Below are 23,234 nucleotides of genomic sequence, written 5' to 3' on the forward strand. Positions count from 1 at the left end.
GTGGCGCTCATAGGCTCCCCGGCAGGTTCACTGACAGAGATGGTGTTCAGCATATCGAACGCCGTCTCCGCAGAGACAAGCACGTGGCAGGAGGAAATCGCGGTGGCAGCAGCACCAGTGTGGAGCGTCGACCCCCGGACCGGAAAGCAGCGGGAACAGGTCGGCACGGAGGCGACGGCCGGCGAGGTCGACGCGGCCGTACGGGCGGCACACGCCGCGAGGGAGCCGCTCGCCGACCGCACCGTGAGGGCCGCGCTGCTCCGCGCCGCCGCCGGGCAGCTCGGCTCGGCGAGCGAGGAGATCATCACCACCGCCGACGCGGAGACCGCCCTCGGGCGGCCCCGGCTGACCGGTGAACTGGCCCGCACCCAGGCGCAGTTGCGCGCCTTCGCCGACGAGATCGAGGACGGCGCCTACCTCGGCGTCACCATCAACCACAAGGACGCGGACGCGACGCCGCCCTGCCCCGACCTGCGCCGCTACAAGATCCCGCTGGGCGTCGTCGCCGTGTACGCCGCGTCCAACTTCCCGCTCGCCTTCTCCGTGCCCGGCGGCGACACCGCCAGCGCGCTCGCCGCCGGATGCCCCGTCGTCGTCAAGGCACACCCGGACCACCCGGCGACGTCCGCGCTGACGGGTGCCGCGCTGCGCCGCGCCGCGGCCGAAGTGGGCCTGCCCGAGGCCGTGCTGAGCGTCGTGCACGGCTTCGAGGCCGGTGTCGAACTCGTCAAGCACCCGCTGGTCACGGCGGTCGGCTTCACCGGCTCCGTACGAGGCGGGCGCGCGCTCTTCGACGCCGCCGTCACACGGCCCACGCCCATCCCCTTCCACGGCGAACTCGGCTCCCTCAACCCGGTCGTCGTCACGGGCGCCGCCGCGGCCGAGCGCGCCGAGGAGATCGGGGAGGGCCTCGCCGGCTCGATGACGATGGGCACGGGCCAGTTCTGCACCAAGCCGGGCTTCGTGCTCGCACCCGAGGGCGAGGCCGGCGACCGCCTGCTGGACGCCCTGCGGGACGCGGTGAGCAAGTCCGCGCAGGGCCCGCTGCTGGACGCCCGTATGCGGGAGGCGTTCCTCGCCGGAATCAGCGCCCGTGCCGAACTGGAGGGCGTGGCCTCGCCCGTACCCGCGGGCGCGGGCGAGGACGAGCACTCGGTCAGCGCCGGCTTTCTCACCGTCCCCGCGGAGAAGCTCTCGCAGCCGCAGTACGAGCTGCTGCTGGAGGAGTGCTTCGGGCCCGTGACCGTCGTCGCGCGCTACCGGGACGAGGACGAGGTCACCGCGGCGCTCTCCCGGCTGCCCGGCAACCTCACCGCCACCCTGCACCTCAGCGGTGCCGAGGCGGCGGGCGACGGCGGCCAGGGCACGCGGCTGCTCGCCGCGCTTACGCCGCTGGCGGGCCGTGTCCTGGTCAACGGCTGGCCCACCGGCGTCGCCGTCGCGCCGGCACAGCACCACGGCGGGCCGTACCCGGCCACGACGTCCACGTCGACCTCCGTGGGTGCCACTGCCATCGAGCGCTGGCTGCGCCCGGTCGCCTACCAGGACGCGCCGGAGGCGCTGCTGCCCCCGGAGCTGCGTGACGCGAACCCGCTGGGGCTGCCGCGTCGCGTGGACGGCCGCTGGGAGAACTGAACGCCGCTGACGCGCAAGGGAGTCGGCGGCGCCCGGTGCTCAACTGCGCCAGTCGGGGCGGGCGATGCCGTGCAGTCCGCGGTAGGCGGCCCGCTCCGGCGGCGCCCAGCCGGTGAGCAGCCCGGGGTCGACGCGGTGGATCTCCACCCCGATCGGATGGCAGAACTCCACCGGGTCCACATCGGACCCCGGCCCCCACATCGGTACGGACAGGTCGCCGCCCGGACACGTCGACAGCGCGCACAGCAGGTCCAGTTCGGCGAAGAACTCGAAGTGGTCGCCGGGCCGTGCGGGGCAGTCCTTCATGAAGTACTGGTCGTCCTCGTTGAGTCCGGTGCACTGGAAGACGTTCAGCACGTCGTGCACGTCGAACTCCGTGAGTCCGTACGGCAGTACGGCCCGCACCAGATTCGAGTGGCAGTGGAAGTCGAAGTCCTCACCGGTCAGCATGCGGTTGACGTACGGGTCGCAGCGCGTGCCCAGCAGGTCGTGCACCCTGCCGCCCTCGGCGTCCCGGCCGTACGAGGCGAGCGTGTCGCCGGTGACGGTCAGCAGCGGGCGCAGGAAGGGCAGCGTGGACCACAGCCGGTCGTGGACGCTCACATGCGCACGCTGCAACTGCCGCGTGCGGGAGGCCCACAGCCGCTCGCGCGGGTCGTGCCGGTTCCATACGTTGAGGTCGCCGACCTGGGGCCCGTCCACCGTCACCAGACGGCACAGATGTCCGGCAGGCACCTCCCACGCGCGGCCTGAACGCACGGGAACGGTGAAGCTGTCCACGAGTTCGCGGCCCGCGTCCGCGGAGACTCTGTCGTAGAAGGCGCGGTCGACGTCGAGCGGACCGCCCTCTTCGGCCTGGTAGGCGGCGGCAGTGCCGGCCATGACTGTGCTCTCCTTCCGGAGGGGTCCATGGACCGTTCCGGCAGAGATCACATCAAAGATCCGCCCGGCGGAAAAGGGGGGAAGCCGTCATGCGGCCTCCCCCCTCATCCAGCGGACTCAGCGCGCCGCGCGCCGCGTCACCGCACCGGGGTGAAATCACGCGCCCCGATGAATTCGGGACGGCGGACCGGCGCCGCGAAGGGCTCCACGGCCTCGTTCTCCACGCTGTTGAAGACGATGAACACGTTGCTCCGCGGGTACGGAGTGATGTTGTCACCGCTCCCGTGCATGCAGTTGCAGTCGAACCAGGTCGCCGAACCGGCCTCGCCCGTGAAGAGCTTGATGCCGTGCGCGTCGGCGAACTTGGACAGGGACTCGTCGGACGGAGTGCCCGCGTCCTGCATCTGCAGGGACTTCTTGTAGTTGTTCTTCGGCGTCTCGCCCGCGCAGCCGAGGAAGGTCTTGTGCGACCCCGGCATGATCATCAGGCCGCCGTTGGTGTCGTAGTTCCGGGTCAGCGCGATCGAGACCGACACGGTTCGCATCATCGCGAGTCCGTCCTCGGCGTGCCAGGTCTCGAAGTCGGAGTGCCAGTAGAAGCCAGTGGCACCGAAGCCCGGCTTGACGTTGATCCGGGACTGGTGGACGTAGACGTCCGATCCCAGGATCTGTCGAGCCCGGCCCACTACACGCGGGTCCCGCACCAGGTCGGCGAAGACCTCACTGAGTTTGTGCACCTCGAACACGGTCCGGATCTCGTCCGACTGCGGCTCGATGATCGAGCGCTCGTCGGCACGGACCTCCGGATCCGTGGTGAGCCGATCCAGTTCCATGCGGTACATGTCGACCTCATCGGGGGTGATGAGCTGGTCGACCGCAAGGAACCCGTCCCGCTCGTATTCCGCCAGGACCGCGGCCTCGATGGGCCCCGGAGTACCCGCCTCGGACCACACGACGGGGTCCATGCGTGGGGTGGCCACCTCGGTGGCTCCGCGCGTCGGGTACAGGTCGGCGGTGCGCTCGGGTGCGGTGGTCATGGTGTTGCCTTCCTCTCCTCTCGTACGGCCCTGTTCGGTGGGCGAGCGGCCGAAGCCGCGGCGACCGGAGCCGCCTGAGCGGCCTGTGCCGGCCGAGCCGTGGGGCTCAGTCGTCAGGCTCGGTGAGAAGCGGGTAGACGCCGTTCTCGTCGTGATCCTCCCGGCCCGTAACGGGCGGATTGAAGACACAGATGCACCGGAAGTCGGTGACGGGGCGCATCGTGTGCTTCTCGTGCCCGTCGAGCAGGTACATCGTCCCGGGGGTGATCAGATGCTTCTCACCCGTCTCATCGTTGGTGAGTTCGGACTCGCCCTCGACGCACAGTACGGCTTCGATGTGATTTGCGTACCACATCGACGTCTCCGTCCCGGCGTACAGCACGGTCTCGTGCAGGGAGAAGCCGGCACGCTCCTTGGCCAGCACGATCCGCTTGCTTTCCCAGGTACCGGATGCGGACTTGATGTGACGGTCGGTGTCCTCGATGTCCTTGAAAGAACGAACAATCACGGTTCTGGCGTACCTTTCTCTCTTCATTACGGGGTCGGCCCGCCCCGGACGCAACCGGGGCGGGCCGTGAACGGGTGAGCTACGCGGTTTCGCGCACCGCCCGGGCCAGCACACGCAGGCCCTCGTCCAGCTCCTCGGCAGTGATCGTAAGCGCGGGAAGCAGCTTCACGACCTCGCTCTCGGGGCCCGACGTCTCGATGAGCAGGCCCAGTTCGAAGCACCGCTTCGCGACCGCGTCGGCGCGGTCCTTGTCGTGGAACTCCAGGCCCCACACGAGTCCGCGGCCGCGGAAGTCGGCGACGTCCTCGCTGTGTTCCTCCGAAATCGCCCGCAAAACCGCCTCGACCTGCTCGCCGCGGGAGAGCGTCTGCTTCTCCATCTGGCTGTCGGTCCAGTACGTCTCGAACGCGGCGGTGGCCGTGACGAAGGCCGGGTTGTTCCCGCGGAAGGTGCCGTTGTGCTCGCCCGGCTCCCAGATGTCCAGCTCCGGCTTGAACAGGGTGAGCGCGAGCGGCATCCCGTATCCGCCGATGGACTTGGAAAGCGTGATGATGTCCGGCTTGATCCCCGCCTCCTCGAAGGAGAAGAAGGCGCCGGTACGGCCGCAGCCCATCTGGATGTCGTCGACGATGAGCAGCATGTCGTGCCGCTGGCACAGGTCCGACAGGTCGCGCAGCCACTCGGCGCGCGCGACGTTGATGCCGCCCTCGCCCTGCACCGTCTCGACGATGACGGCCGCGGGCTTGTTCAGGCCGGAGCCCTGGTCCTCCAGCAGCCGCTCGAACCAGACGAAGTCGTCGGTGGTGCCGCCCAGGTAGTCGTCGAAGGGCATCGGCGTGCCGTGCACCAGCGGGATGCCCGCGCCGGCGCGCTTGAAGGCGTTGCCGGTGACGGCGAGCGAGCCGAGGGACATGCCGTGGAAGGCGTTGGTGAAGGAGACGATGGACTCGCGCTCCTTGACCTTGCGGGCCAGCTTCAGGGCGGCCTCGACCGCGTTGGTGCCGGTCGGGCCCGGGAACATCACCTTGTGGTTCATGCCGCGGGGCTGGAGGATCTTCTCCTGGAAGGCCTCCAGGAACGCCCGCTTCGCGGAGGTGCTCATGTCGAGGCCGTGCACGACCCCGTCACGCTCCAGGTAGTCCAGCAGCGCGCGTTTCAGTACGGGGTTGTTGTGGCCGTAGTTGAGCGTCCCGGCTCCCGCGAAGAAGTCGAGGTAGGTATGGCCGTCCTCGTCGTACATGTGTGAGCCCTGGGCCCGGTCGAAGATCGTGGGCCAGCCACGGCAGTAGCTGCGGACTTCCGACTCGACGGTCTCGAAGACACTGAGGTCGGGCTGGGTGATGGTCACGGCATGCTCCTGGGAGTGAGTTGCGTGCGAAGAAGTTCGGTCGGGGGGTTCGGATCGTCGCGGACTAGGGGGTCGCGGATGGTTCGAAGTCCATGGGTGGGGGTGCGAAGCGGGCGCCGGAGCGGCGGGGCGCGCACTATCAGTGCGCGCCTGGCCGGCCCATGTCCGCCAGGGACGCCACCGGGCCGATCCGGTACAGCACTTCGGGCTCGTGACCGCTCTCCGGGAACACTCCGGCATCGAAGAGCACCTCTTTCTCCAGCGCCGCGCCGTGGCGCTCCGCGAAGGAGGTGAAGAGGCGGTTGGACGGAGTGTTGTCGGGGGTGACGGTGGTCTCGATCCCGTCGACGCCCAGTTCCCGGGCCGTGCGGGCGGCCAGCCCGTCCAGCATCGCCGCAGCCAGCCCGCGGCCGCGTGCCGCCTCGTCGACCGCGACCTGCCAGACAACGAGGGTCCGGGGGCGCGCCGGGCGCACGTAGCCGGTGATGAATCCGACCGGCTCACCGCCCGCGTCGCGTGCCACCACGGAGGTGGCGGCGAAGTCGCGGCACCACAGGAGATAGCTGTACGAAGAGTTGAGGTCGAGCGTCCGGGAGTCGCGGGCGATGCGCCAGAGCGCCGCTCCCTCCTCCAGTCGCGGAGCGTCGAGTATCAGCCCTTCCGGCATTTCCAGGAAATCTCTGTGGGCACGTGCATGGTCTGCTTGTGCGGCGGTCATGGGTATTAAATTTACCCAGCAGACTGCAAAAACGCACGGCGGGGCAGGGTTACGCGGAAGGGGGATCCTGTGTTATCGCGCGCAGGCGCGCACGTGCGTCCAGGGGGACGTTTCGTCCCCGTATATCAGCATTTTCCAGGGCGGACCGGGCGGCCTGTGGAGTCCGTCACATTGCCGTAACGAGGCCGATCCACGGCCGAATTCCGCCGGGATAACCGGTGAAAAATCTTAGCGTTTAAAGAATCCCAAAGCGGGAAGAAGAATACAGGACGCTACGCTCCGCATGGCTGTGGAATTGTATTCTCCGCCGATGGCTTCGATGTCGCATCTTTTCCCGGAGCACGCAATGGGATCACCACTGTGTGTACGGGCCCCCAGCGTAGTGCCCTTGCCGGACGGGTGCAGGAACAAGGGTGCCGCCTCATAGGGTGCGTGGCATGAGCGACCGCGGCAATCTCCACATCAAGGGGCGCGTTCTGGCCGGGCCCGAGGACGTACGGGACGAGCTGTGGGTGGTGGACGGGCGCATCACCTATGAACGTCCCACCCGTACCGGCCGGGAGACCCTCACCGTCGAGGGCTGGGTGCTCCCCGGCTTCGTCGACGCGCACTGCCACGTCGGGCTCGACCAGCAAGGCCCCGTGGACGAGTCCACCAGCGAGAAGCAGGCGCTGACCGAACGCGAGGCCGGCGCCCTGCTGTTGCGCGACGCGGGCTCGCCGTCCGACACCCGGTGGATCGACGACCGCGAGGACCTCCCGCGGATCATTCGCGCGGGACGGCACATCGCCCGTACGAAGCGCTACATCCGCAACTACGCGCACGAGATCGAGCCCGGCGACCTGGCCGCGTACGTACGCCGCGAGGCGAGGCTCGGCGACGGCTGGGTGAAGCTCGTCGGGGACTGGATCGACCGCGGAGAGGGCGACCTGGCCCCCTGCTGGCCCCGCTGGGCACTGGAGGAGGCGATAGCGGCGGCACATGAGGAAGGCGCCCGGGTCACCGCGCACTGCTTCGCCGAGAATTCGCTGCGGGACCTGGTCGAGGCGGGCATCGACTGCATCGAGCACGCGACCGGTCTCACCGAGGAGACCATCCCGCTGTTCGCCGAACGCGGCGTCGCCATCGTCCCCACGCTCGTCAACACGGCCACGTTCCCGCAGCTCGCGGCGGGCGGCATGAAGTATCCGCGCTGGTCGCAGCACATGATCCGGCTCCACGAGCGCAGGTATGAGACCGTGCGCGCCGCCTACGACGCGGGCATCCCCGTCTACGCGGGCACGGACGCCGGGGGCTCGCTGGCACACGGGCTGGTCTCCGTGGAGGTCGCCGAGCTGGTCACGGCCGGTATCCCGGCCGCCGACGCGGTCTCCGCCGCGACCTGGGGCGCGCGCCGCTGGCTCGGGCGGCCCGGGCTGGAGGAGGGCGCACCGGCGGACCTCGTCGTCTTCGCGGAGGACCCGCGGGCCGATGTACGGGTGCTGGGGGATCCGCGGCATGTGGTGCTGCGGGGACGGGTGATGCGGTAGTGCCGTGACCGGCGGTGTTTACCGGAGGGGTACTGGCGACGGCTGGAGGCCACAGTGCAGGAGATCGTCTCGTGGGACGCCGCCGAGCTGTCGCGCGCGATCGCGGGGCGCCGTGTCTCGTGCGTCGAAGTCATGGAGGCGTACCTGGCGCACATCGGCGCGATCAATCCCCATGTCGGCGCGATAGTCGGCCAGCAGGACCCGGAGATCTCGCTGCGGCAGGCGCGCGAGCGCGACGAGCAGCTCAGCCGCGGCGAACACCTGGGCTGGATGCACGGTTTCCCGCACGCGGTGAAGGACCTGACGGAGGCCGAGGGGCTGCCGTGGACGGAAGGCTCGCCGCTGTACGCGAACCGGGTGGGGCAGCAGGACGCGCTGATCGTGCAACGCCTCAAGGCTGCCGGTGCGGTGGTGATCGGGAAGACCAACACCCCCGAGTTCGGGCTGGGTTCACAGACGTACAACGAGGTGTGGGGAACGACGGGGAACGCTCACGATCCCGCACGGACGGCGGGCGGCAGCAGCGGCGGCGCGGCGTCGGCCCTCGCGCTGAGGATGCTGCCCGTGGCGGACGGCAGCGACTACATGGGGTCGCTTCGCAACCCCGCTGCCTTCAACAACGTGCTGGGCATGCGGCCGAGTTGGGGCCTCGTCCCCGCGCCCGGCTTCACCGCGCAGCTGAGCACGGCGGGGCCGATGGCGCGTACGACGGCGGATCTTGCGGCGCTGCTGTCCGTCATGGCGGGGCCCCACATGAGTGCCCCGCTGGCCGCGACGGAGCCGGGCGGGCGCTTCGAGGAGGGCCTTGAGGGAGGCTCCGGCGGCCGGAGCAGCTCCGGCGGCCGGAGCGGCGGGGGCTTCCGGGGCGTCCGCATCGCGTGGGCCGGGGACTGGGGAGGTCACCTGGCCACCGACCCGGGCGTGCTGGAGGTGTGCCGCCGGTCCCTGACGGTCTTCGAGTCGCTGGGGTGCGAAGTCGCCGAGGCGCGGCCGGACTTCCCGCCGGAGGAGCTCTGGCGGACGTTCCTGACGTGGCGCGGGTGGGCCAATCTGGAGCGGCACGAGCTGTACGCCGACCCGGACGCGCGTGCGCGCATGAAGCCCGAGGCGGTCTGGGAGATCGAGCGCGGCCTCACGCTCAGCGCGCTGGACGTAGCGGCCGCCGCGGCGGCGCGGGAGCGCTGGTACGCGGCGCTGACGGACTTCTTCTCCGAGTACGACTACGTCCTCGCGCCGGCCGCGCAGGTGTTCCCCTTCGCCAAGGAGACGCACTGGCCCGACCGGGTCGGGGGACGGCGGATGGACACCTACCACCGGTGGATGGAGACCGTCGTGCCCTGGACGCTGGCGGGAGTACCGGTGATCGGGATGCCCGCAGGATTCGGCGAGGACGGCCTGCCCATGGGCGTCCAGCTCGTCGGCAGGCACCGCGACGACGCCGGGCTGCTGCGCCTTGCGCACGCGTACGAGCGGGAGACGGGCTGGGTGGAGCGGGTGAAGCCGGCGCTGCTCGGCTGAGTGCTGAAAAGTGCGCCCCCGCGTGCGGCGGAGGCGGGGGCGGAAGCCTGTGCGGAGCCAGGGGGCGGATCAGCTGCCGTCGTCCGTCCCGCCGGCCGCCGCGTCCGTCCCGCCCTTGCCGGTCTCCTCCGGATTCCACTCCAGCAGACGGACCTTGGCGACCGTACGCACGTGACGGCGCATCGCCGCCGCCGCGCCCTTCGGATCGCCCCGCTCGATGGCGGAGAGGATGCGCGCGTGCTGGTCCAGCGAGCGGGTGGGCCGGCCTGGCTGGCGCAGCGACTCGTTCCGGCTCTCGGCGACGGACTCGGAGATCGAGCCCATGAACTCCGCGAGCAGCGTGCTGTGTCCGGCGGCGGTGACGGCCGCGTGGAAGCGGCGGTCACCGTCCACGCCGTGGCCGCCCGTCACGATGTCCGCTTCCATGGCGCGCAGGGCGGAACGCATCGCTTCGAGGTCCTCCTCGGTGCGGCGCTCCGCTGCCAGTTCGGCGAGCTTGGTCTCCAGCGCCTCGCGTGCCTCCAGCACGTCGGGCAGGCGCCGCCGGCGTTCCACGAGCCGCTCGACCGGCTCCGCGTCGAGAGTGTCGCCCACGAGGTACGTGCCGCCGCCGTGCCGCGTCTCGACGAGCCCCTGCACCTCCAGGACGACCACGGCCTGTTTGACGGAGGAGCGGCTGACGCCCAGGCGCTGGGCCAGTTCGCGCTCGGGCGGAAGCCGGTCGCCCGCGCTCAGGTCATGATCGACGGCGTAAGCGCGCAGCCGGTCCAGGACCTGCTCGTACAGGCGTGGGCGGGCCATCGGTCGCAGTGCGTCGTCGGTCATGCGGCCCCCTCAGCCCCCTGGGTGAACAGGTCAGGAGCCTAACACCGGGGATCAACGGACTGATGGCCGATTGGTCGAGTGGTTGGACCAATTCGGCTCCGAGGATTGACAGCCGGACCGCGCGCGAGGAGAGTGGTTCAGCCACTTGGCCATTGCGCCAGTGCGTCACAGTTTCTGTTTGCGCGGCGGTGGCCGCGGCGGTGCCGGCGCTGATCCGGCCGGCCATGGCCGTACCCGGGTTCGGGTTGCCGGTCCCCGGGCACCGGGACCGTGAAGGGACCCGGGCCCGGCCGTCCGCCGTCCGGCCGCACGGCCCGCGAGCCCGCCCCACGTCCCTGACGCACCGACCGCACACACGCCGCACCACCGGCGAGCAAGACTGCGAGGAGAGTCGCCTGTGTCCACCCTCTTCCCGGCGCTGAGCACGCCGTCCGCCAAGACCGCGCTGCGATTCGGCGAACAGTCCCTCACCTACGCAGAGCTCGCCGACGTCGCCGGAGCACTCGCCGGTGAACTCGCCCCGGGCCGCAGGGTCGCCGTCTGGGCGACCCCCACCATGGAGACGAGCGTCGCGGTCGTCGCGGCGCTGCTCGCGGGAGCGCCGGTGGTGCCGCTCAACCCGAAGACCGGCGAGCGCGAACTGGCCCACATCATCGGCGACAGCGAGCCCGCCCTCGTACTGGCCGAGCACCGGGCGGAGCTGCCCGCGGCACTCGAAACGCTGCCCCGCGCCGGCATCGATACGGCACCCCCGCCCGTCACGGTTCCGCTTCCGGCCGAGCCCGACGAGGAAGCTCCCGCGGTGATCGTCTACACCTCCGGCACCACAGGCCCGCCCAAGGGCGCCGTTCTGCCGCGCCGCGCCCTGACCGCGACCCTCGACGCGCTCCAGGACGCCTGGCAGTGGACGGAGGAGGACGTGCTCGTCCACGGGCTGCCCCTCTTCCACGTGCACGGGCTCATCCTCGGCGTGCTCGGGCCGCTGCGCCGGGCGGGCACGGTCCACCACCTCGGCCGCTTCTCCACCGAGGGTGTGCGCGAGGCGCTCGACGGGGACGGCACGATGCTCTTCGGCGTACCGACGATGTACCACCGCATCGCCGAAGAGGTGGGCGGGAACGGGCAGTTGGCCAAGGCGCTCGCGGGCGCACGGCTGCTCGTCTCGGGCTCCGCGGCACTGCCCGTGCACGACCACGAACGGATCGCCGCCGCCAGCGGGGCGCGCATCGTCGAGCGGTACGGCATGACGGAGACGCTGATGAACACCAGCGTCCGGGCGGACGGGGAGCGGCGGCCCGGCACCGTGGGACTGCCCCTCGGCGGGGTGGAGCTGCGGCTCGTCGACGAGGACGGCCGGACCCTGGACGCGTGGGACGGGGAGACGGTGGGCGAGATCCAGGTCCGCGGGCGCAACCTCTTCACCGAGTACCTCAACCGGCCCGACGCCACGGCCGAGGCCTTCGACGGAGGCTGGTTCCGTACGGGCGACATGGCCACCCGCGATCCCGACGGATACGTACGGATCGTCGGCCGCAAGGCCACCGACATCATCAAGAGCGGCGGCTACAAGATCGGCGCGGGCGAGATCGAGAACGCGCTGCTGGAACACCCCGAGGTCGCGGAGGCGGCCGTGACCGGCGAGAGCGACGACGACCTCGGCGAGCGCATCGTCGCCTGGATCGTTCCCGTTCCCGGAGCGCGCCGTCCAGGCGAGCAGGAGCTGGCCGACCACGTGGCGCGGCAGCTCTCGCCGCACAAGCGGCCGCGCGTCGTGCGCTTCCGTGAGGCGCTGCCGCGCAACGACATGGGCAAGCTGATGAAGCGGGCGCTCCATGAGTGAACCCGCCCGTGAGTCCCGCGAGTCCCGTCCGTCCGGCGGTTCGGCGCGCGCCGCCGTACGGGCGGTCGCGACCGGCTTCACGGAGCTGGAGCCGCCGGCCGGTCAGAGCGTGGCCTCCAGGAGCGGCGGAGAGCCGGACGGGCCGCTCGGCTGGCGCGGGTACGGCGCGGCTCGCGAACGGGCACGTGAGCGCACCGGCGAATGCGAGTCCGTGGTGTGCGGCACGGCCCGGATCACTGGCGGCACCGGTTCCGGTGCCGGCGCGGCCGGTACGGGCGAGGGCGCCGCGGGTGTCGAAGCGGTGCTGGTCTCCTTCGAGTTCGGATATCTCGGCGGTTCGCTCGGCGCACGCACGGGCGACCGGATCGTCGCCGCCTACGAACACGCCCGCACGCACCGGCTGCCGTTGGTGTCGCTCATCGCCACGGGCGGCAGCCGCATGCAGGAGGGCATGGTCGCCCTCAGCCAACTGCAGCGCGTGGCAAGGGAGTCGGTGCTCGCCCGCCGGGCCGGGGTTCCGCAGGTCGCCGTGTTGCGCGACCCGGCGACCGGCGGCGGCTGGGCCACGCTCGGCGCGGGCGCGGACGTCGTGCTGGCGCTCCCCGGCGCGCAGGTCGCCTTCGCCGGTTCCCGCGTACGGCCCGAGGGCGCCGACCCGGCCGCGTACACGGCCGAGGGCCAGTACGCCGCCGGGCACATCGACCGGATCGTGGAGCAGGACGGGCTGGCCGGGGTGCTGGAGCGCTGGCTCACCCTGCTGACGTCGGGCTCCGGCGTACCGGCACCCACCCCGGAAGCGCTGCCGCCGCAGGCTCCGTCCCTGTCGGGTCAGGCCGTTTCCGCCGACGCCGAGGCCCAGTGCCCTTCCTTGTCACCGTCCTTGTCCCCCTCTTCGTCACCGTCCGCCGGGTCCCCGCAGACCCTGCCCGCCGGAATCCATCCCGCGGACTCCGTCCCCCTGAGCGGGCAGGAGGCGGTGGTGCGCGCCCGTAGCGCTCAGCGGCCGCGCGCCACCGCCTACTTGGACGCCTACTTCGACTGGCGAGAGGACGTACGGGGCGACCGCTGCGGAGGAACCGACGACGGGATGATCTGCGGCTTCGGTCTGCGGGAGGGCCGCACGGTCGCCTACGCGGCACAGACCGGCACCGCTACGCGGCCCGCCGGTTTCCGCACCGCGGCCCGCCTCATCCGGACCGCGGACCGGCTCGGCATCCCCGTCCTCACGCTCATCGACACCCCCGGCGCGGCGAACGACGCAGACGCGGAGAGCGCCGGCGCCGGACCCGCCATCGCCGAGGTCTTCGCCGCCGTGGCGGAGTCCGAAGTCCCCGTGACCTCGCTCCTGATCGGGGAGGGCGGCTCGGGCGGGGCGCTGGCTCTCGCCGCCCCCGGACGGCTGTGGGTCACGCCGGACAGCTACTTCTCCGTGATCGCTCCCGAGCTCGCCGCTGCGATCCTGAAGCGCCCGGAGCGGGAAGCCGCGGCGACAGCGGACGAACTCATGCTGCGCCCCCAGGACGTGGTGCGGCTGGGCGTCGCGCGGGGGGTCGTCGGAGTACGGGCCGGAGGGCACCAAAGCAACGCGGCCTGAAGCGGGGCCCGTTCGCACGGCTTCGCGTGCGTCGCGCCTGTCTACGGGCTGTACGCGACTGCCCTGCTGTCAGCGGCGGGCCGGCGTACCGGGCGAGCGGGCGACCGGGTGAGCTGCCGGGCGTGTGCGGTGCGCCCGTTCAGCGGTCCCCGGCAAGCAGCCGGCCGAGCGCGGCCGTCAGCCGGTCCGAGCACTCCTCGTCCCGTACGGCGATGCGCAGCCACGGCGCTCCCAGCCCCGGGAAGGTGTCACCGCGGCGCACCGCGAATCCGAGCGACCGCAGGCCCTCACGGAGGGCGGCCGCACGCGGATGCCGTACCAGCACGAACGGTGCCCGCGGATCCCCCTCCACGGACAGACCCGCCGGTGCGAACTCGCCCAGTCGCGCCAGCAGATGGCTCCGGTCGTGGACGAGACGCCGCGCCGCCTCCTCGGCCTCGGCGAGCGCGTGAGGTTCGCAGCACGCCTCCGCAGCGGCCAGGGCCGGAGCGGATACGGGCCACAGCGGCTGGTGCCGGGCGAGACGGGCCACCGTCGCGGGATCGGAGAGCACGTAGCCGATGCGCAGCCCTGCCAGGCCCCAGGTCTTGGTGAGACTGCGCAACACCACGACGCGTCCGGGAAGCGGTGCCTGCGAAGGCCGTGGGGACGGCGGGGCTGGCGGGTACGGCGTAGACGACGGTGCCGCCTCTCGGCCCAACAGCGGTGCCAGGGACTGCTGTTCGCCGGGCACGGCGTCGATGAACGCCTCGTCGACGACGAGGGTGCGTCCCTCGCGCGCGAGGGACGCGAGCGTCCCGGCGGGGTGCAGTACGGATGTGGGATTGGTCGGGTTGCCGACGACGACGAGATCCGCGTCCGCCGGAACTGCCGAGGCGTCCAGCCGGAACCCCTCCTCGGCGCGGAGCAGCACGCGGTCCACCTTGTGACCGGCGTCCAGCAGCGCCGCTTCGGGCTCGGTGAACTGCGGGTGTACCACCACGGGCCGGTGCGCGGGCGTCGCGCGGGCCAGCAGTACGAACGCCTCGGCCGCGCCCGCCGTGAGCAGCACCTGCTCTTCGGAGAGACCGTGGCGGGCGGCGACGGCACGGCGGGCGGTACGGCCGTCCGGGTAGGCGGCGAGCGCGTCGAGCGAGGCGGCTATGCGGGACCTGAGCCAGGGCGGGGGAGTGCCCGCGCGGACGTTGACCGCGAGATCGGTCAACTCCCGCCCGGCGTCGCGGACCTCGGCGTCTCCGTGATGCCGGAGCCCGTCGTCTGCGCCGTCCTGTGAGGGCACGGACTCAGTGGGCGTGCACATCGCCGGCGTCGCTGTGCGAATGACCGCCGCCGTGGCCGTGCCCGTGGCCTTCTCCATGGCTGTGACCGTGACCGTGACCGTGGCCGTGCGTGTGGCCGTCGTCGCCCGGATGGAAGTGCGGCTGCTGCGGTTGCCCGACCTTGTCCTCGAAGCCGGGCAGCGTGATGCGGTAGACGCAGGCGTCGCAGTTCATGCGGACCTCGCCCTCGACGGCCTCCTGGTAGCGCTCCACGACGAGGTCCGCCAACTCGTCGGTGCCGCCGATGACATCGGCGCTGAGAACCTCGACATCCGGGTTGGCGAGGGACCAGCCTTCCGACTGCATCCGTACGCGCTCCGGCAGCACACCCGTGAAGAGGAAGTAGGGCAGGACCACGACCTTCTTCGCGCCCAGCTTGCGGCAGCGGTCCAGTCCGGAGGCGACGTCCGGCGCGGCCAGCGAGACGAACGCGACCTCTACGCCCGCGTATCCGCGCCCCTCCCACAGCAGCCGGGCGGCCTTGTGCACCTCGGCGTTGGCGTCGGGGTCGGTGGAGCCCCGCCCGACGAGCAGCACGGTCGTATCGGCCCGGTCACCGGGGGAGCGACGGGCCGTGCCCGATCCGGTGTCTGTGCCTGTACCCGTGCCTGTGCCTGTGCCTGTGCCGTCGGTACGGGCGTTCCCGTCCAGCGCCTCTTCGACGCGACGCTCCAGCACGGACAGCAGCGCGGGGTGCGGGCCGAGCGGACGGCCGTAGGTGTAGGAGATGCCGGGGTGCCGCAACTTCTCGCGGGCCAGCGCTGCCGGGATGTCGCCTTTCGCGTGACCGGCGGAGACCAGCATCAGCGGCACGGCGGCGAAGCTGGCCACGCCGCTCTCGACCAGCTCGGCGACGGAGTCGGCCAGCGGCGGAGGCGACAGCTCGATGAAGCCACCGGCCACCGGCATTTCGGGGTTGCGTTTCGCCAGGTCGCCGACGAACGAACGGAAGGCCTCGGCGCCGTCGTCGTCACGTGTGCCGTGGCCGACCAGGAGGAGGGCGGGAGGGGTCGTCACTGGTTCTCCTTGCTGTGCTGAATTTCCGGGACGTGGGCGTTCTCCGGGGCGTGGCCCCGGCCGTGCCGTGAGCCTTCGCCTGTGGAACCCCCGGCGTAGAGCAGGGCGTTGAGGGCGGCGGCGGCCACCGCCGAGCCCCCCTTCTCCGAGATGTTGCTGACGGCCGGGAGCCCGCTCTCGCGCAGCGCGGCCTTGCTCTCGGCGGCACCGACGAAGCCCACCGGCATTCCGACGACGAGAGCGGGCGAGACACCGAGTCCGATGAGTTCGAAGAGTGCCGTGGGCGCGCAGCCGATCACCCACACGGCACCGGGGCCCACCTCCTCGTACGCCAGCCGGACGGCATGAGCCGAACGCGTCAGCCCGGGCGAGGACTTCGCGTCCGCCAGACGGCACACCGCCCGGCGACGAGTGATCCCCGAGGCCACCATCTCGACGTCGGCCACGACCGGCACCGGCTCCGGACGGTGCAACGCGGTGTGCGCGGCACGCAGTTGCTCCTCGTCGGTGACGAGGTCGGCGGCGTAGTCCAGGTCGGCGCTGGAGTGGACGACGCGCTCCACCACGGCGCGGGTGAGCGGAGGCAGCGCCGAGGTGTCGAGGCGTGAGCGCAGGATGCGGTACGACTCCTGCTCGATGGGATGGACGGTCCGCCCGGCCGGGCCGGTCCGGCCGGGCGGACCGTGTGTGCCCGGAGAGCTGTGCGAGCCGGTCGGACTGGTCAACTGCGGCCTCCCGTACGGCAGATGGCGCGAAGCCCGGCGGCGAACGTACCGGCCGGGAAGGGGACCGCGCCCGGGACTTCGTCCATCGCGACGACACGGAAGGTCCCCACGCGCTCGCCGTTGCCCGCGGCGCGGCCGGCGACACGGCCGGTCACACAGCCGGTCACACGGACGGCGACGGTGCCCGCCCTGCCCGGACGGTCCTCGCGCGTCATGTCTGCCACCTGTAGCCGCGCGGCGTCACCATCCGGCCGGCGACCGTCCTGGTCGCGGTGTTGCCCACTGTCACCACGGTCATCATGTCGACGACCGTGGCGTCGAGTGCGCCCAGCGTCGTGAGCGTGACCTGCTCGTCGTGGCGGCTCGCGCTCCGCACGACACCGACGGGTGTGCCGGGGGACCGGTGCTCCGCGAGGACCGCCAGCGCCTTCGGCAGCTGCCAGTCGCGGCCCCGCGAACGGGGGTTGTAGAAGGTCACCACCGTGTCCGACTCCGCCGCGGCCCGCACCCGTCGCTCGATCACCTCCCACGGCGTGTGCAGATCGGAGAGGCTGACCGAGACGTGGTCGTGTCCGAGTGGCGCGCCCAGGACGGCCGCGGCGGCCAGCGCCGCGGTGACGCCGGGCACCCCGACCACGTCGATGTCCGTGCTCGCTTCCGCGAGCGCGGGCGAGGCCATCGCGTAGACGCCGGCGTCGCCGCTGCCGATCAGGGCGACGGACCGTCCGGCACGGGCCTCGGCCACCGCCGTGCGCGCCCGCTCCTCCTCGCTGCCGAGGCCCGACTCCAGCACGCGGGTTCCGGGACGCAGCAGGTCCCGGATCTGCTCGACGTACTGGTCCAGCCCCACCAGCACCGATGCCCGCCGCAGCTCGTCGCGGGCGCGCGGCGTCATCAGGTCGCGGGCGCCCGGTCCCAGGCCGACGAGCGCCAGCCTGCCGCGCGGACGGCGGCGGGCCACGGCCGCGGTCGCCATGGCGGGAGCGCCGTCAAGGCGCACCGACTTGGCCTTGGGCACGATCAGCCGTGCCTCCTCGCCTGCTGCCGTGAGGGCCGCCGCCTCCGCGACGGAGGGTGTGCCGACAGCCGCCAGCGGCGCGTCGGAGGGGTTGGGCACCTCGACGTCCGCGAGCACCCCGGCGGCGTAGGTGCGCAGCGGCAGATCCAGCCGGTCCGCGGCGGAGAGCAGCCCGGGTTCGCCTGCCTTGGCGTCGACGGTGGCCAGTTCGGCGACGGAACGCATGGAGAGGCCCGCGTCGTCGAGCGTCTGCTCGATGAGGCCGATCACCTCGTCGCTGCTGACGCCGCGGCTGGCACCGATGCCGACGGCCAGTGACGGCGGGCGCAGCACCGCCTCGTCCGGGCCGAGCGGGAGGACTTCGTCGGTCACCCACAGCGTCGTACGGGGGCCGTCCGCCACGGCCAGGTCCTCGACGGCTGTGTCCGGCAGGCCGGTTGGCGCCTCCGGCGCAGCCGTCGCCGGGGGCGGCGACACGTTGTCCGGGAACGCGGGCAGCGGCCACTGCGCGGTCGCCCGGAGGGTCACGGGCGTACCGTCCAGGATCGCTCGCGTTACGGACGGCACCGCGCCCTCGACGGGCCAGCCGAGTGCGTCCAGGCCGGGCACACCCGTGGCGTCCGTGGCCGTGGTGACGACTGGCTCGCAGCCCGGCAGGGCCCCGGCGACGGACGCCGCCAGCTCGTTGGCACCGCCCTCGTGGCCGCCCAGCAGCGCCACCGCGTACCGCTGCGCCTCGTCCACGCACACCACACCCGGATCGGTGCGCTTGTCGCCCAGGAGCGGTGCGAGGAGGCGGACGGTGGCTCCCGTGGCGAGGAAGCAGACCAGCGCGTCGCACTCGTCGAACGCCCGCTCGACGGCTTCGCGCACCGGAACGCCTCCGTAGACGCGTGTACGGTCCGGCCACGCCGTGGCCAGCCGGTCGCGGGCGGCCGCGCCGGCGGCGGTGGCGGATATGAGGCCGATCACGGTGCGGCTCCTTCGCAAGTGCCGGGATTCTCAAGGGTGTCGGTGGTGCCGGGCGGCCCGGGGGTGTCCCCGGTGGTTCTGCTCGTACGTGACGTGCCGGACGTCTCTGCCGTGCCCGGCGTGCCGGGGACGCCGGAGGTGCCCGACGTTCCGGAGGAGGTGGCGGTGCCCCACAGGACGAAGACCGGGTTGGTCGCGGCGAGCCGCGTCACCTCGCCCGGAAGCGGCGCGAGCCGGGAGGAGTTGAGCAGTACGCCCTCCGTCCGCAGGCCCGCGCCGTTCAGCGCGTCCCGTACCTCGGGCACCCGGTCGACCGCGGCGAGTGTGACGACGACGCACCGGCGTGCACGCCGGGCACAGGCCGCGACGACCGCGGGCAGCCGCCGTCCGCCGCCCCCGATGAACACCGAGTCAGGATCGGGCAGTTGAGCGAGCGCGTCGGGCGCGGCACCGTGCACCGTCTGCACGTCGACGCCGTGGGCGGCGGCGTTCGCGCGGATGCGTCCGACACCGTCCGCGGCCTGCTCGACGGCGACCGCCGCGGCACCGAGGCGCGCGCATTCGACCGCGACGGAGCCGCTTCCCGCGCCGACGTCCCAGACCAGGTCGCCGGGGCCCGGGGCCATGCGGGCGAGCGCGAGCGCGCGCACCTCGTACTTGGTGACCATCGAGTCGCGGTGTTCGAACTCCTCCTCGGGCAGCGCCCACACCGCGGGCCGCGGGTGCCCGCCGGCGACGGCGCGCTGCGCGGACGGCACCGCGCGGGCGGGGTCGAAGCAGAGCACGACGCTGACCGGGTCGGACCAGGTGCGCTCCGCGGCCTCGGCGGGGGAGAGGCGTTCGACCTGCTCGCCGGCGCCGCCGAGGGCGGTGGCGACGACGAGGACGCGGGGGATGCCCGTGTGCGCGAGGGCGGCTCCCAGGTCGGCGGGTCCGCAGCCGGGCCCCGTCAGGACCGCCGTCTTCGGGTGCGCCCGGCAGAGGTTGACGGCCGTACGGGGGTCACGGCCGTGCGCGCTGACGACGACCGCGTCGTCCCAGGACAGCCCCGCGCGTGCGAAGGCCAGCGCGACGGAGGGCACCGACGGCCACACGCGCAGCGCCGAGGGGCCGAAGCGTTCGGCGAGGGCACGTACGATCCCGAAGAACCCGGGGTCGCCGGAGGCGAGCACCACCACGCGAGGCGCTCTCCGACCGCCGTCCCCGGCCCGGGACTTGGACAAATGGTCCTCGACGGCGTCCAGCGCCGGTGCGAGCGGGCCCAGCACGACGCGCTCGGCACCGTCCGGGAGCCGGGCATCCCGCAGATGCCGGCGCGCTCCCACGACGAGGGTCGCCCGCGCCAGCGCCTCCGCGGGCGCCGGCCCGTCGCCGGCTGCCGCATCTGCAGGCGTGCCACCCCTACCCGTGTACGTGGTGACCGTGCCCGTCCCGGCGCCGATGACCGTGATCACGGCAGCAGCCCCTCGCCGCCGCGCGTGCAGGCCGCCGGAGCCCGTGCCCGCCTCGCCCCCCGAGCCCGTGCCCGCCACGCCCGCGGAGCCCGAACCCGGGCCCGAGCCGTGCACGCCCTGCGAACCGGACCCTCGGCCCGCCTCCTCGGCCGGGGCAGGCCCGTATGTCTCGCCGTCGTCGGCTGTGCCGTGACCGGTCGTCATGTCTCAGCCGTCCCTCAGCCGTCCGCCGCGGCCGTGCGCGCGGCGCGCAGCGCGCGCCGCGCCTCGGGGTCCGCCCGCCGGAAACCGTGGAAGTGGCCCGGATGGTACAGATGCGAGCGCGTGCCTTCGGCGGAGAGCGCCGGGCCCACCAGGAAGAGCGTGTGCTTCCAGAGCTTGTGCTCCTTGACGGTCTCCTCCAGGGTGCCGACCGTGCAGCGCAGCAGCAGCTCCTCCGGCCAGGTGGCCTGATAGGCGACCACGACCGGCGTGTCCTCCGGGTAGCCCCCGTCGAGCAGTTCGTCACGGAGCTGCCCGGACCGCGCGGCGGAGAGGAAGAGCGCCATCGTCGTGCCGTGCCGTGCGAACTCCCGTACCTCCTCGCCCGGCGGCATCGGTGTCTTGCCGCCGCCCAGCCTGGTGAGGATCACCGACTGCGCCACCTCGGGGACGGTCAGCTCCCGTCCGGCCAGCGCCGCGACCGCCGAGAACGACGCGACGCCCGGCACGATCTCCACCGGGATGCCCAACTCGGCGCACCGGTCGGCCTGTTCCTGCGTGCCGCCCCACAGCGCCGGGTCGCCGGAGTGGATACGGGCCACTCGCAGCCCTTCGCGGAGCGCACGTCCGTAGACGGCGACGACGTCCTCCAGCGACATCGACGCCGAGTCGAGGATCTCCGCGCCGGGGCGCGCGTGTTCCAGCACCTCCTCCTGCACGAGGCTCGCCGCCCAGATGACGACGTCCGCCTCGGCGATGGCACGTGCGGCGCGGAAGGTGAGCAGATCGGCGGCACCGGGACCGGCGCCGACGATCGTCACCTTCGCCCGGCCCGCCCCGCTCGCCGTACGGGCCGTGTCTCCGCCCTCTGCGGGACCGTCCGCCGTACCGGCCGCCGGACTCGCCGCCGTACCACCGGAGTTCACGCTCACAGCTTTCCTCCTCGTCCCTCACGACGGGCGGGCGCGATGAGCGTCGACAGATACGGCAGCCGCCCGGTCTCCTCCGGCTCGCCCACGGACGGGTCCGGTCCGGCGGCGGTACGGATCGATTCGGCGGGCAGGCCGAGGGAGGAGCCCCACACCGCGCCCTCCGTGCGCCCCGTCGCCCGAAGCACGGCCTCGACCTCGGTGGCCTGCCGTCCGAACTTGTACGCCACGACGGTCCCGGGGCCCTCAAGTGCCCGCTTCAGCACGGCGATTCCGGCCGTCACCGGCACCAGCGTCAGCGGTTCCGTCCCCTCCGTGAGGACCGCGCCGCTGCGCGCGGCCAGATCCTGCATCGCGGTGACACCCGGGACCGTGTCGACCACCACCCCCGGCACCGACTCGCGGACGGTCTGCGCGAGATAGCCGAAGGTGGAGTAGACGTTGGGGTCGCCGATCGTCGCGAAGGCCACCGTCCCGTGTGTGCCCAGCAGTTCGGCGACGCGCCTGCCCGCCGCGTCCCACGCGGCCTCCCGCCGGGCACGGTCGCTGCGTTCGTTGAGCGCGAAGACGACGCGGACGACCTTCCCGGCCTCGACGTAGTGCAGCACGGTCGCCTCGGCGCGGCCCGTGCCTCCGTCCTCCATCACCGGTACGACGACGGCTCCGGCGTCGCGCAGCGCGCTCACGCCCTTGACCGTCACCAGTTCCGGATCGCCGGGGCCCACGCCCACTCCGGTCAGTCTGGGCATGGGACGCACCTCTCCACGAACCGGCGGGCCATCACGGGAGCGGCGGCCCAGTGCACATGCAGATACGAGGCGTGGACGTTGCCCGACGGGCCGCCGAGGAAGCCCTCCCTGCGCCTCTCGGGGCGCACGATCCCCCACGCGGGTTCGCCGCCCGCCTCCGGCGTGAGGACGGTGCGGTGGAACTCGTGCCCCCGCACCCGCAGGCCGGCCGGTGCCAGCACGCTGTCGTCGACCGCGACGGCCTCGCGGTAGCCGAGCGTGAGGCGCTCCGTCATACGGGCCGAGCCGTCCAGCACCCCGCACATCGCCTCGCCGTCCAGCTCGCGGGAGAGATACAGCAGTCCCGCGCACTCGGCCGCCACGGGGCGGCCGGCGGCGACGAGTTCGCGTACGGCGACGCGCAGCGGCTCGTTCGCCGACAGCTGCTGCCCGTACACCTCGGGGAAGCCGCCGCCGATGACGAGGCCGCGTGTGCCCTCGGGCAGTCTCTCGTCGCGCAGCGGGTCGAAGGTGACGGTCTCCGCACCCGCGGCCTGCAGCAGTTCGGTGTGCTCCGTGTAGGAGAAGGTGAACGCGGCGCCTCCCGCGACGGCTATGCGGGGCGGCCGGCCATGGGTGAGTACGGGGGCGCTCCGCCCGCGCACCTCGGCAGCCGCCTCCCACGGGGTCACCGGCAGCGGGGGAGCGCTGCGTGCGAGCGCGAGCAGTGCCTCCATGTCGCAGCCCGCACGCACACGGGCGGCCAGCGCGGCCACGGACTCCACGGCCTCGGCGTGCCGTTCGGCGGCCGGCACCAGGCCCAGGTGACGGGACGGCGTCTCCGCGCCGGCGTCGCGCCGCAGCGCACCCAGCACGGGCACGCCGGAGCCGTCCAGCGCGTCCCGCAGCAGGGCCTCGTGGCGCGTGGAGGCCACCTTGTTGAGCACGACGCCGGCCACCCGCACCTCCGGGTCCCACGACGCGAAGCCGTGCACGAGCGCGGCGACGGAACGCGACTGGGACGAGGCGTCCACCACCAGCACGACCGGCGCCTTCAGCAGCTTCGCCACCTGCGCGGTCGAGGCCAGCTCTCCCGCTCCGGCGGCACCGTCGTACAGGCCCATCACGCCTTCGACGACGGCGAGCTGGGTTCCCGCGGCGGCATGCGCGAAGAGCGGCGCGATCCGCTCGGGGCCGCACAGGTACGCGTCGAGATTGCGTCCGGGGCGGCCGGTGGCGAGGGCGTGATAGCCGGGGTCGATGTAGTCCGGGCCGGCCTTGTGGGGCGAGACGGTCAGGCCGGCCTCGGTGAACGCGGCCATCAGCCCCGTCGCCACCGTCGTCTTGCCGCTGCCCGAGGAGGGCGCGGCGACGACGAGACGCGGAGGGTTCACGCAGCGCTCGTTCCCGTGGCCGTTCGGGTGCCGGTTCATGTGT

The 23,234-nt window shown here is 72.5% G+C and carries 20 protein-coding genes; 5 read left to right on the forward strand and 15 right to left on the reverse strand.

Annotated features, from left to right (window positions below):
• The first annotated feature begins 102 nt into the window (after positions 1-102).
• On the forward strand, positions 103-1,635 hold the full coding sequence (locus AN215_RS20460) for an aldehyde dehydrogenase (NADP(+)) (RefSeq protein WP_070012511.1): 1,533 nt from the start codon (positions 103-105) through the stop codon (positions 1,633-1,635).
• 39 nt (positions 1,636-1,674) lie between these two features.
• Here the strand turns inward: AN215_RS20460 and AN215_RS20465 are convergent, their stop codons facing one another.
• From AN215_RS20465 to ectA, 5 genes are all read right to left on the reverse strand, one after another.
• Positions 1,675-2,517, reverse strand: a complete 843-nt coding sequence (locus tag AN215_RS20465) for an urea carboxylase-associated family protein (RefSeq protein WP_070012224.1) — start codon at positions 2,515-2,517, stop codon at positions 1,675-1,677.
• Between the two features lie 137 nt (positions 2,518-2,654).
• Positions 2,655-3,554, reverse strand: a complete 900-nt coding sequence (gene thpD / locus AN215_RS20470; protein WP_070012225.1) for an ectoine hydroxylase — start codon at positions 3,552-3,554, stop codon at positions 2,655-2,657.
• 106 nt (positions 3,555-3,660) lie between these two features.
• Positions 3,661-4,062 (reverse strand): ectoine synthase, encoded by a 402-nt coding sequence (locus AN215_RS20475; protein WP_070012226.1) that lies wholly within the window; start codon positions 4,060-4,062, stop codon positions 3,661-3,663.
• A 79-nt stretch (positions 4,063-4,141) separates the two neighbouring features.
• Positions 4,142-5,410 (reverse strand): diaminobutyrate--2-oxoglutarate transaminase, encoded by a 1,269-nt coding sequence (ectB, locus tag AN215_RS20480; protein ID WP_070012227.1) that lies wholly within the window; start codon positions 5,408-5,410, stop codon positions 4,142-4,144.
• Between the two features lie 139 nt (positions 5,411-5,549).
• Positions 5,550-6,128: a diaminobutyrate acetyltransferase gene (gene ectA, locus AN215_RS20485; RefSeq protein WP_420856198.1), complete on the reverse strand. Its 579-nt coding sequence runs from the start codon at positions 6,126-6,128 to the stop codon at positions 5,550-5,552.
• 437 nt (positions 6,129-6,565) lie between these two features.
• Here ectA and AN215_RS20490 point away from each other — a divergent pair, with 437 nt between their 5' ends.
• Together AN215_RS20490 and AN215_RS20495 are read left to right on the forward strand one after the other, a co-directional pair.
• Positions 6,566-7,657: an amidohydrolase family protein gene (locus tag AN215_RS20490; RefSeq protein WP_070012229.1), complete on the forward strand. Its 1,092-nt coding sequence runs from the start codon at positions 6,566-6,568 to the stop codon at positions 7,655-7,657.
• Between the two features lie 54 nt (positions 7,658-7,711).
• On the forward strand, positions 7,712-9,175 hold the full coding sequence (locus tag AN215_RS20495; RefSeq protein ID WP_216093852.1) for an amidase: 1,464 nt from the start codon (positions 7,712-7,714) through the stop codon (positions 9,173-9,175).
• 69 nt (positions 9,176-9,244) lie between these two features.
• On the opposite strand, the gene AN215_RS20500 is transcribed toward AN215_RS20495, so the two are convergent.
• Positions 9,245-10,000: a FadR/GntR family transcriptional regulator gene (locus AN215_RS20500; RefSeq protein WP_070012231.1), complete on the reverse strand. Its 756-nt coding sequence runs from the start codon at positions 9,998-10,000 to the stop codon at positions 9,245-9,247.
• A 397-nt stretch (positions 10,001-10,397) separates the two neighbouring features.
• Between AN215_RS20500 and AN215_RS20505 the strand changes: the two genes are divergently transcribed.
• Complete coding sequence (locus AN215_RS20505) at positions 10,398-11,840, forward strand: acyl-CoA synthetase (protein WP_079123224.1); 1,443 nt, start codon at positions 10,398-10,400, stop codon at positions 11,838-11,840.
• On the forward strand, positions 11,833-13,434 hold the full coding sequence (locus AN215_RS20510; protein WP_070012233.1) for a carboxyl transferase domain-containing protein: 1,602 nt from the start codon (positions 11,833-11,835) through the stop codon (positions 13,432-13,434). Before AN215_RS20505 ends, AN215_RS20510 begins: the two co-directional genes overlap by 8 nt.
• A gap of 139 nt (positions 13,435-13,573) precedes the next feature.
• On the opposite strand, the gene AN215_RS20515 is transcribed toward AN215_RS20510, so the two are convergent.
• From AN215_RS20515 to AN215_RS20555, 9 genes are all read right to left on the reverse strand, one after another.
• Entirely contained in the window at positions 13,574-14,734 is a 1,161-nt protein-coding gene (locus tag AN215_RS20515) for an aminotransferase class I/II-fold pyridoxal phosphate-dependent enzyme (protein ID WP_070012512.1), read from the reverse strand.
• On the reverse strand, positions 14,718-15,770 hold the full coding sequence (locus tag AN215_RS20520) for a sirohydrochlorin chelatase (RefSeq protein WP_070012234.1): 1,053 nt from the start codon (positions 15,768-15,770) through the stop codon (positions 14,718-14,720). The genes AN215_RS20515 and AN215_RS20520 overlap by 17 nt, the downstream gene beginning before the upstream one ends.
• The gene (locus AN215_RS20525) at positions 15,767-16,408 is read right to left on the reverse strand and encodes a precorrin-8X methylmutase (protein ID WP_245694612.1); all 642 of its coding nucleotides are present in this window, start codon (positions 16,406-16,408) and stop codon (positions 15,767-15,769) included. The genes AN215_RS20520 and AN215_RS20525 overlap by 4 nt, the downstream gene beginning before the upstream one ends.
• An 83-nt stretch (positions 16,409-16,491) precedes the next feature.
• Positions 16,492-16,710: a hypothetical protein gene (locus tag AN215_RS20530; protein ID WP_070012235.1), complete on the reverse strand. Its 219-nt coding sequence runs from the start codon at positions 16,708-16,710 to the stop codon at positions 16,492-16,494.
• Positions 16,707-18,485 (reverse strand): precorrin-3B C(17)-methyltransferase, encoded by a 1,779-nt coding sequence (gene cobJ, locus AN215_RS20535; RefSeq protein ID WP_070012236.1) that lies wholly within the window; start codon positions 18,483-18,485, stop codon positions 16,707-16,709. Before cobJ ends, AN215_RS20530 begins: the two co-directional genes overlap by 4 nt.
• The gene (gene cbiE, locus AN215_RS20540; protein WP_431306312.1) at positions 18,482-19,939 is read right to left on the reverse strand and encodes a precorrin-6y C5,15-methyltransferase (decarboxylating) subunit CbiE; all 1,458 of its coding nucleotides are present in this window, start codon (positions 19,937-19,939) and stop codon (positions 18,482-18,484) included. Before cbiE ends, cobJ begins: the two co-directional genes overlap by 4 nt.
• Positions 19,940-20,157: 218 nt before the next feature.
• Positions 20,158-20,961, reverse strand: coding sequence for a precorrin-4 C(11)-methyltransferase (gene cobM, locus AN215_RS20545; protein ID WP_070012514.1), 804 nt, complete (start codon positions 20,959-20,961; stop codon positions 20,158-20,160).
• 107 nt (positions 20,962-21,068) lie between these two features.
• Positions 21,069-21,818 (reverse strand): precorrin-2 C(20)-methyltransferase, encoded by a 750-nt coding sequence (cobI, locus tag AN215_RS20550; protein WP_070012238.1) that lies wholly within the window; start codon positions 21,816-21,818, stop codon positions 21,069-21,071.
• Complete coding sequence (locus AN215_RS20555) at positions 21,806-23,230, reverse strand: cobyrinic acid a,c-diamide synthase CobB (protein WP_171904233.1); 1,425 nt, start codon at positions 23,228-23,230, stop codon at positions 21,806-21,808. The genes cobI and AN215_RS20555 overlap by 13 nt, the downstream gene beginning before the upstream one ends.
• Positions 23,231-23,234: the final 4 nt, after the last annotated feature.

The organism is Streptomyces abyssalis (assembly GCF_001751365.1).
In the GTDB taxonomy this organism is placed as follows: Bacteria; Actinomycetota; Actinomycetes; order Streptomycetales; family Streptomycetaceae; genus Streptomyces; species Streptomyces abyssalis.

What these genes read in the sequence shown, in the direction of transcription:
- cobI (WP_070012238.1), bottom strand. Translation starts at nt 21,818, where the DNA reads ATGCCCAGACTGACCGGAGTGGGCGTGGGCCCCGGCGATCCGGAACTG.
- AN215_RS20500 (WP_070012231.1), bottom strand. Translation starts at nt 10,000, where the DNA reads ATGACCGACGACGCACTGCGACCGATGGCCCGCCCACGCCTGTACGAG.
- AN215_RS20465 (WP_070012224.1), bottom strand. Translation starts at nt 2,517, where the DNA reads ATGGCCGGCACTGCCGCCGCCTACCAGGCCGAAGAGGGCGGTCCGCTC.
- AN215_RS20510 (WP_070012233.1), top strand. Translation starts at nt 11,833, where the DNA reads ATGAGTGAACCCGCCCGTGAGTCCCGCGAGTCCCGTCCGTCCGGCGGT.
- ectA (WP_420856198.1), bottom strand. Translation starts at nt 6,128, where the DNA reads ATGACCGCCGCACAAGCAGACCATGCACGTGCCCACAGAGATTTCCTG.
- AN215_RS20515 (WP_070012512.1), bottom strand. Translation starts at nt 14,734, where the DNA reads ATGTGCACGCCCACTGAGTCCGTGCCCTCACAGGACGGCGCAGACGAC.
- AN215_RS20530 (WP_070012235.1), bottom strand. Translation starts at nt 16,710, where the DNA reads ATGACGCGCGAGGACCGTCCGGGCAGGGCGGGCACCGTCGCCGTCCGT.
- thpD (WP_070012225.1), bottom strand. Translation starts at nt 3,554, where the DNA reads ATGACCACCGCACCCGAGCGCACCGCCGACCTGTACCCGACGCGCGGA.
- AN215_RS20555 (WP_171904233.1), bottom strand. Translation starts at nt 23,230, where the DNA reads ATGAACCGGCACCCGAACGGCCACGGGAACGAGCGCTGCGTGAACCCT.
- AN215_RS20490 (WP_070012229.1), top strand. Translation starts at nt 6,566, where the DNA reads ATGAGCGACCGCGGCAATCTCCACATCAAGGGGCGCGTTCTGGCCGGG.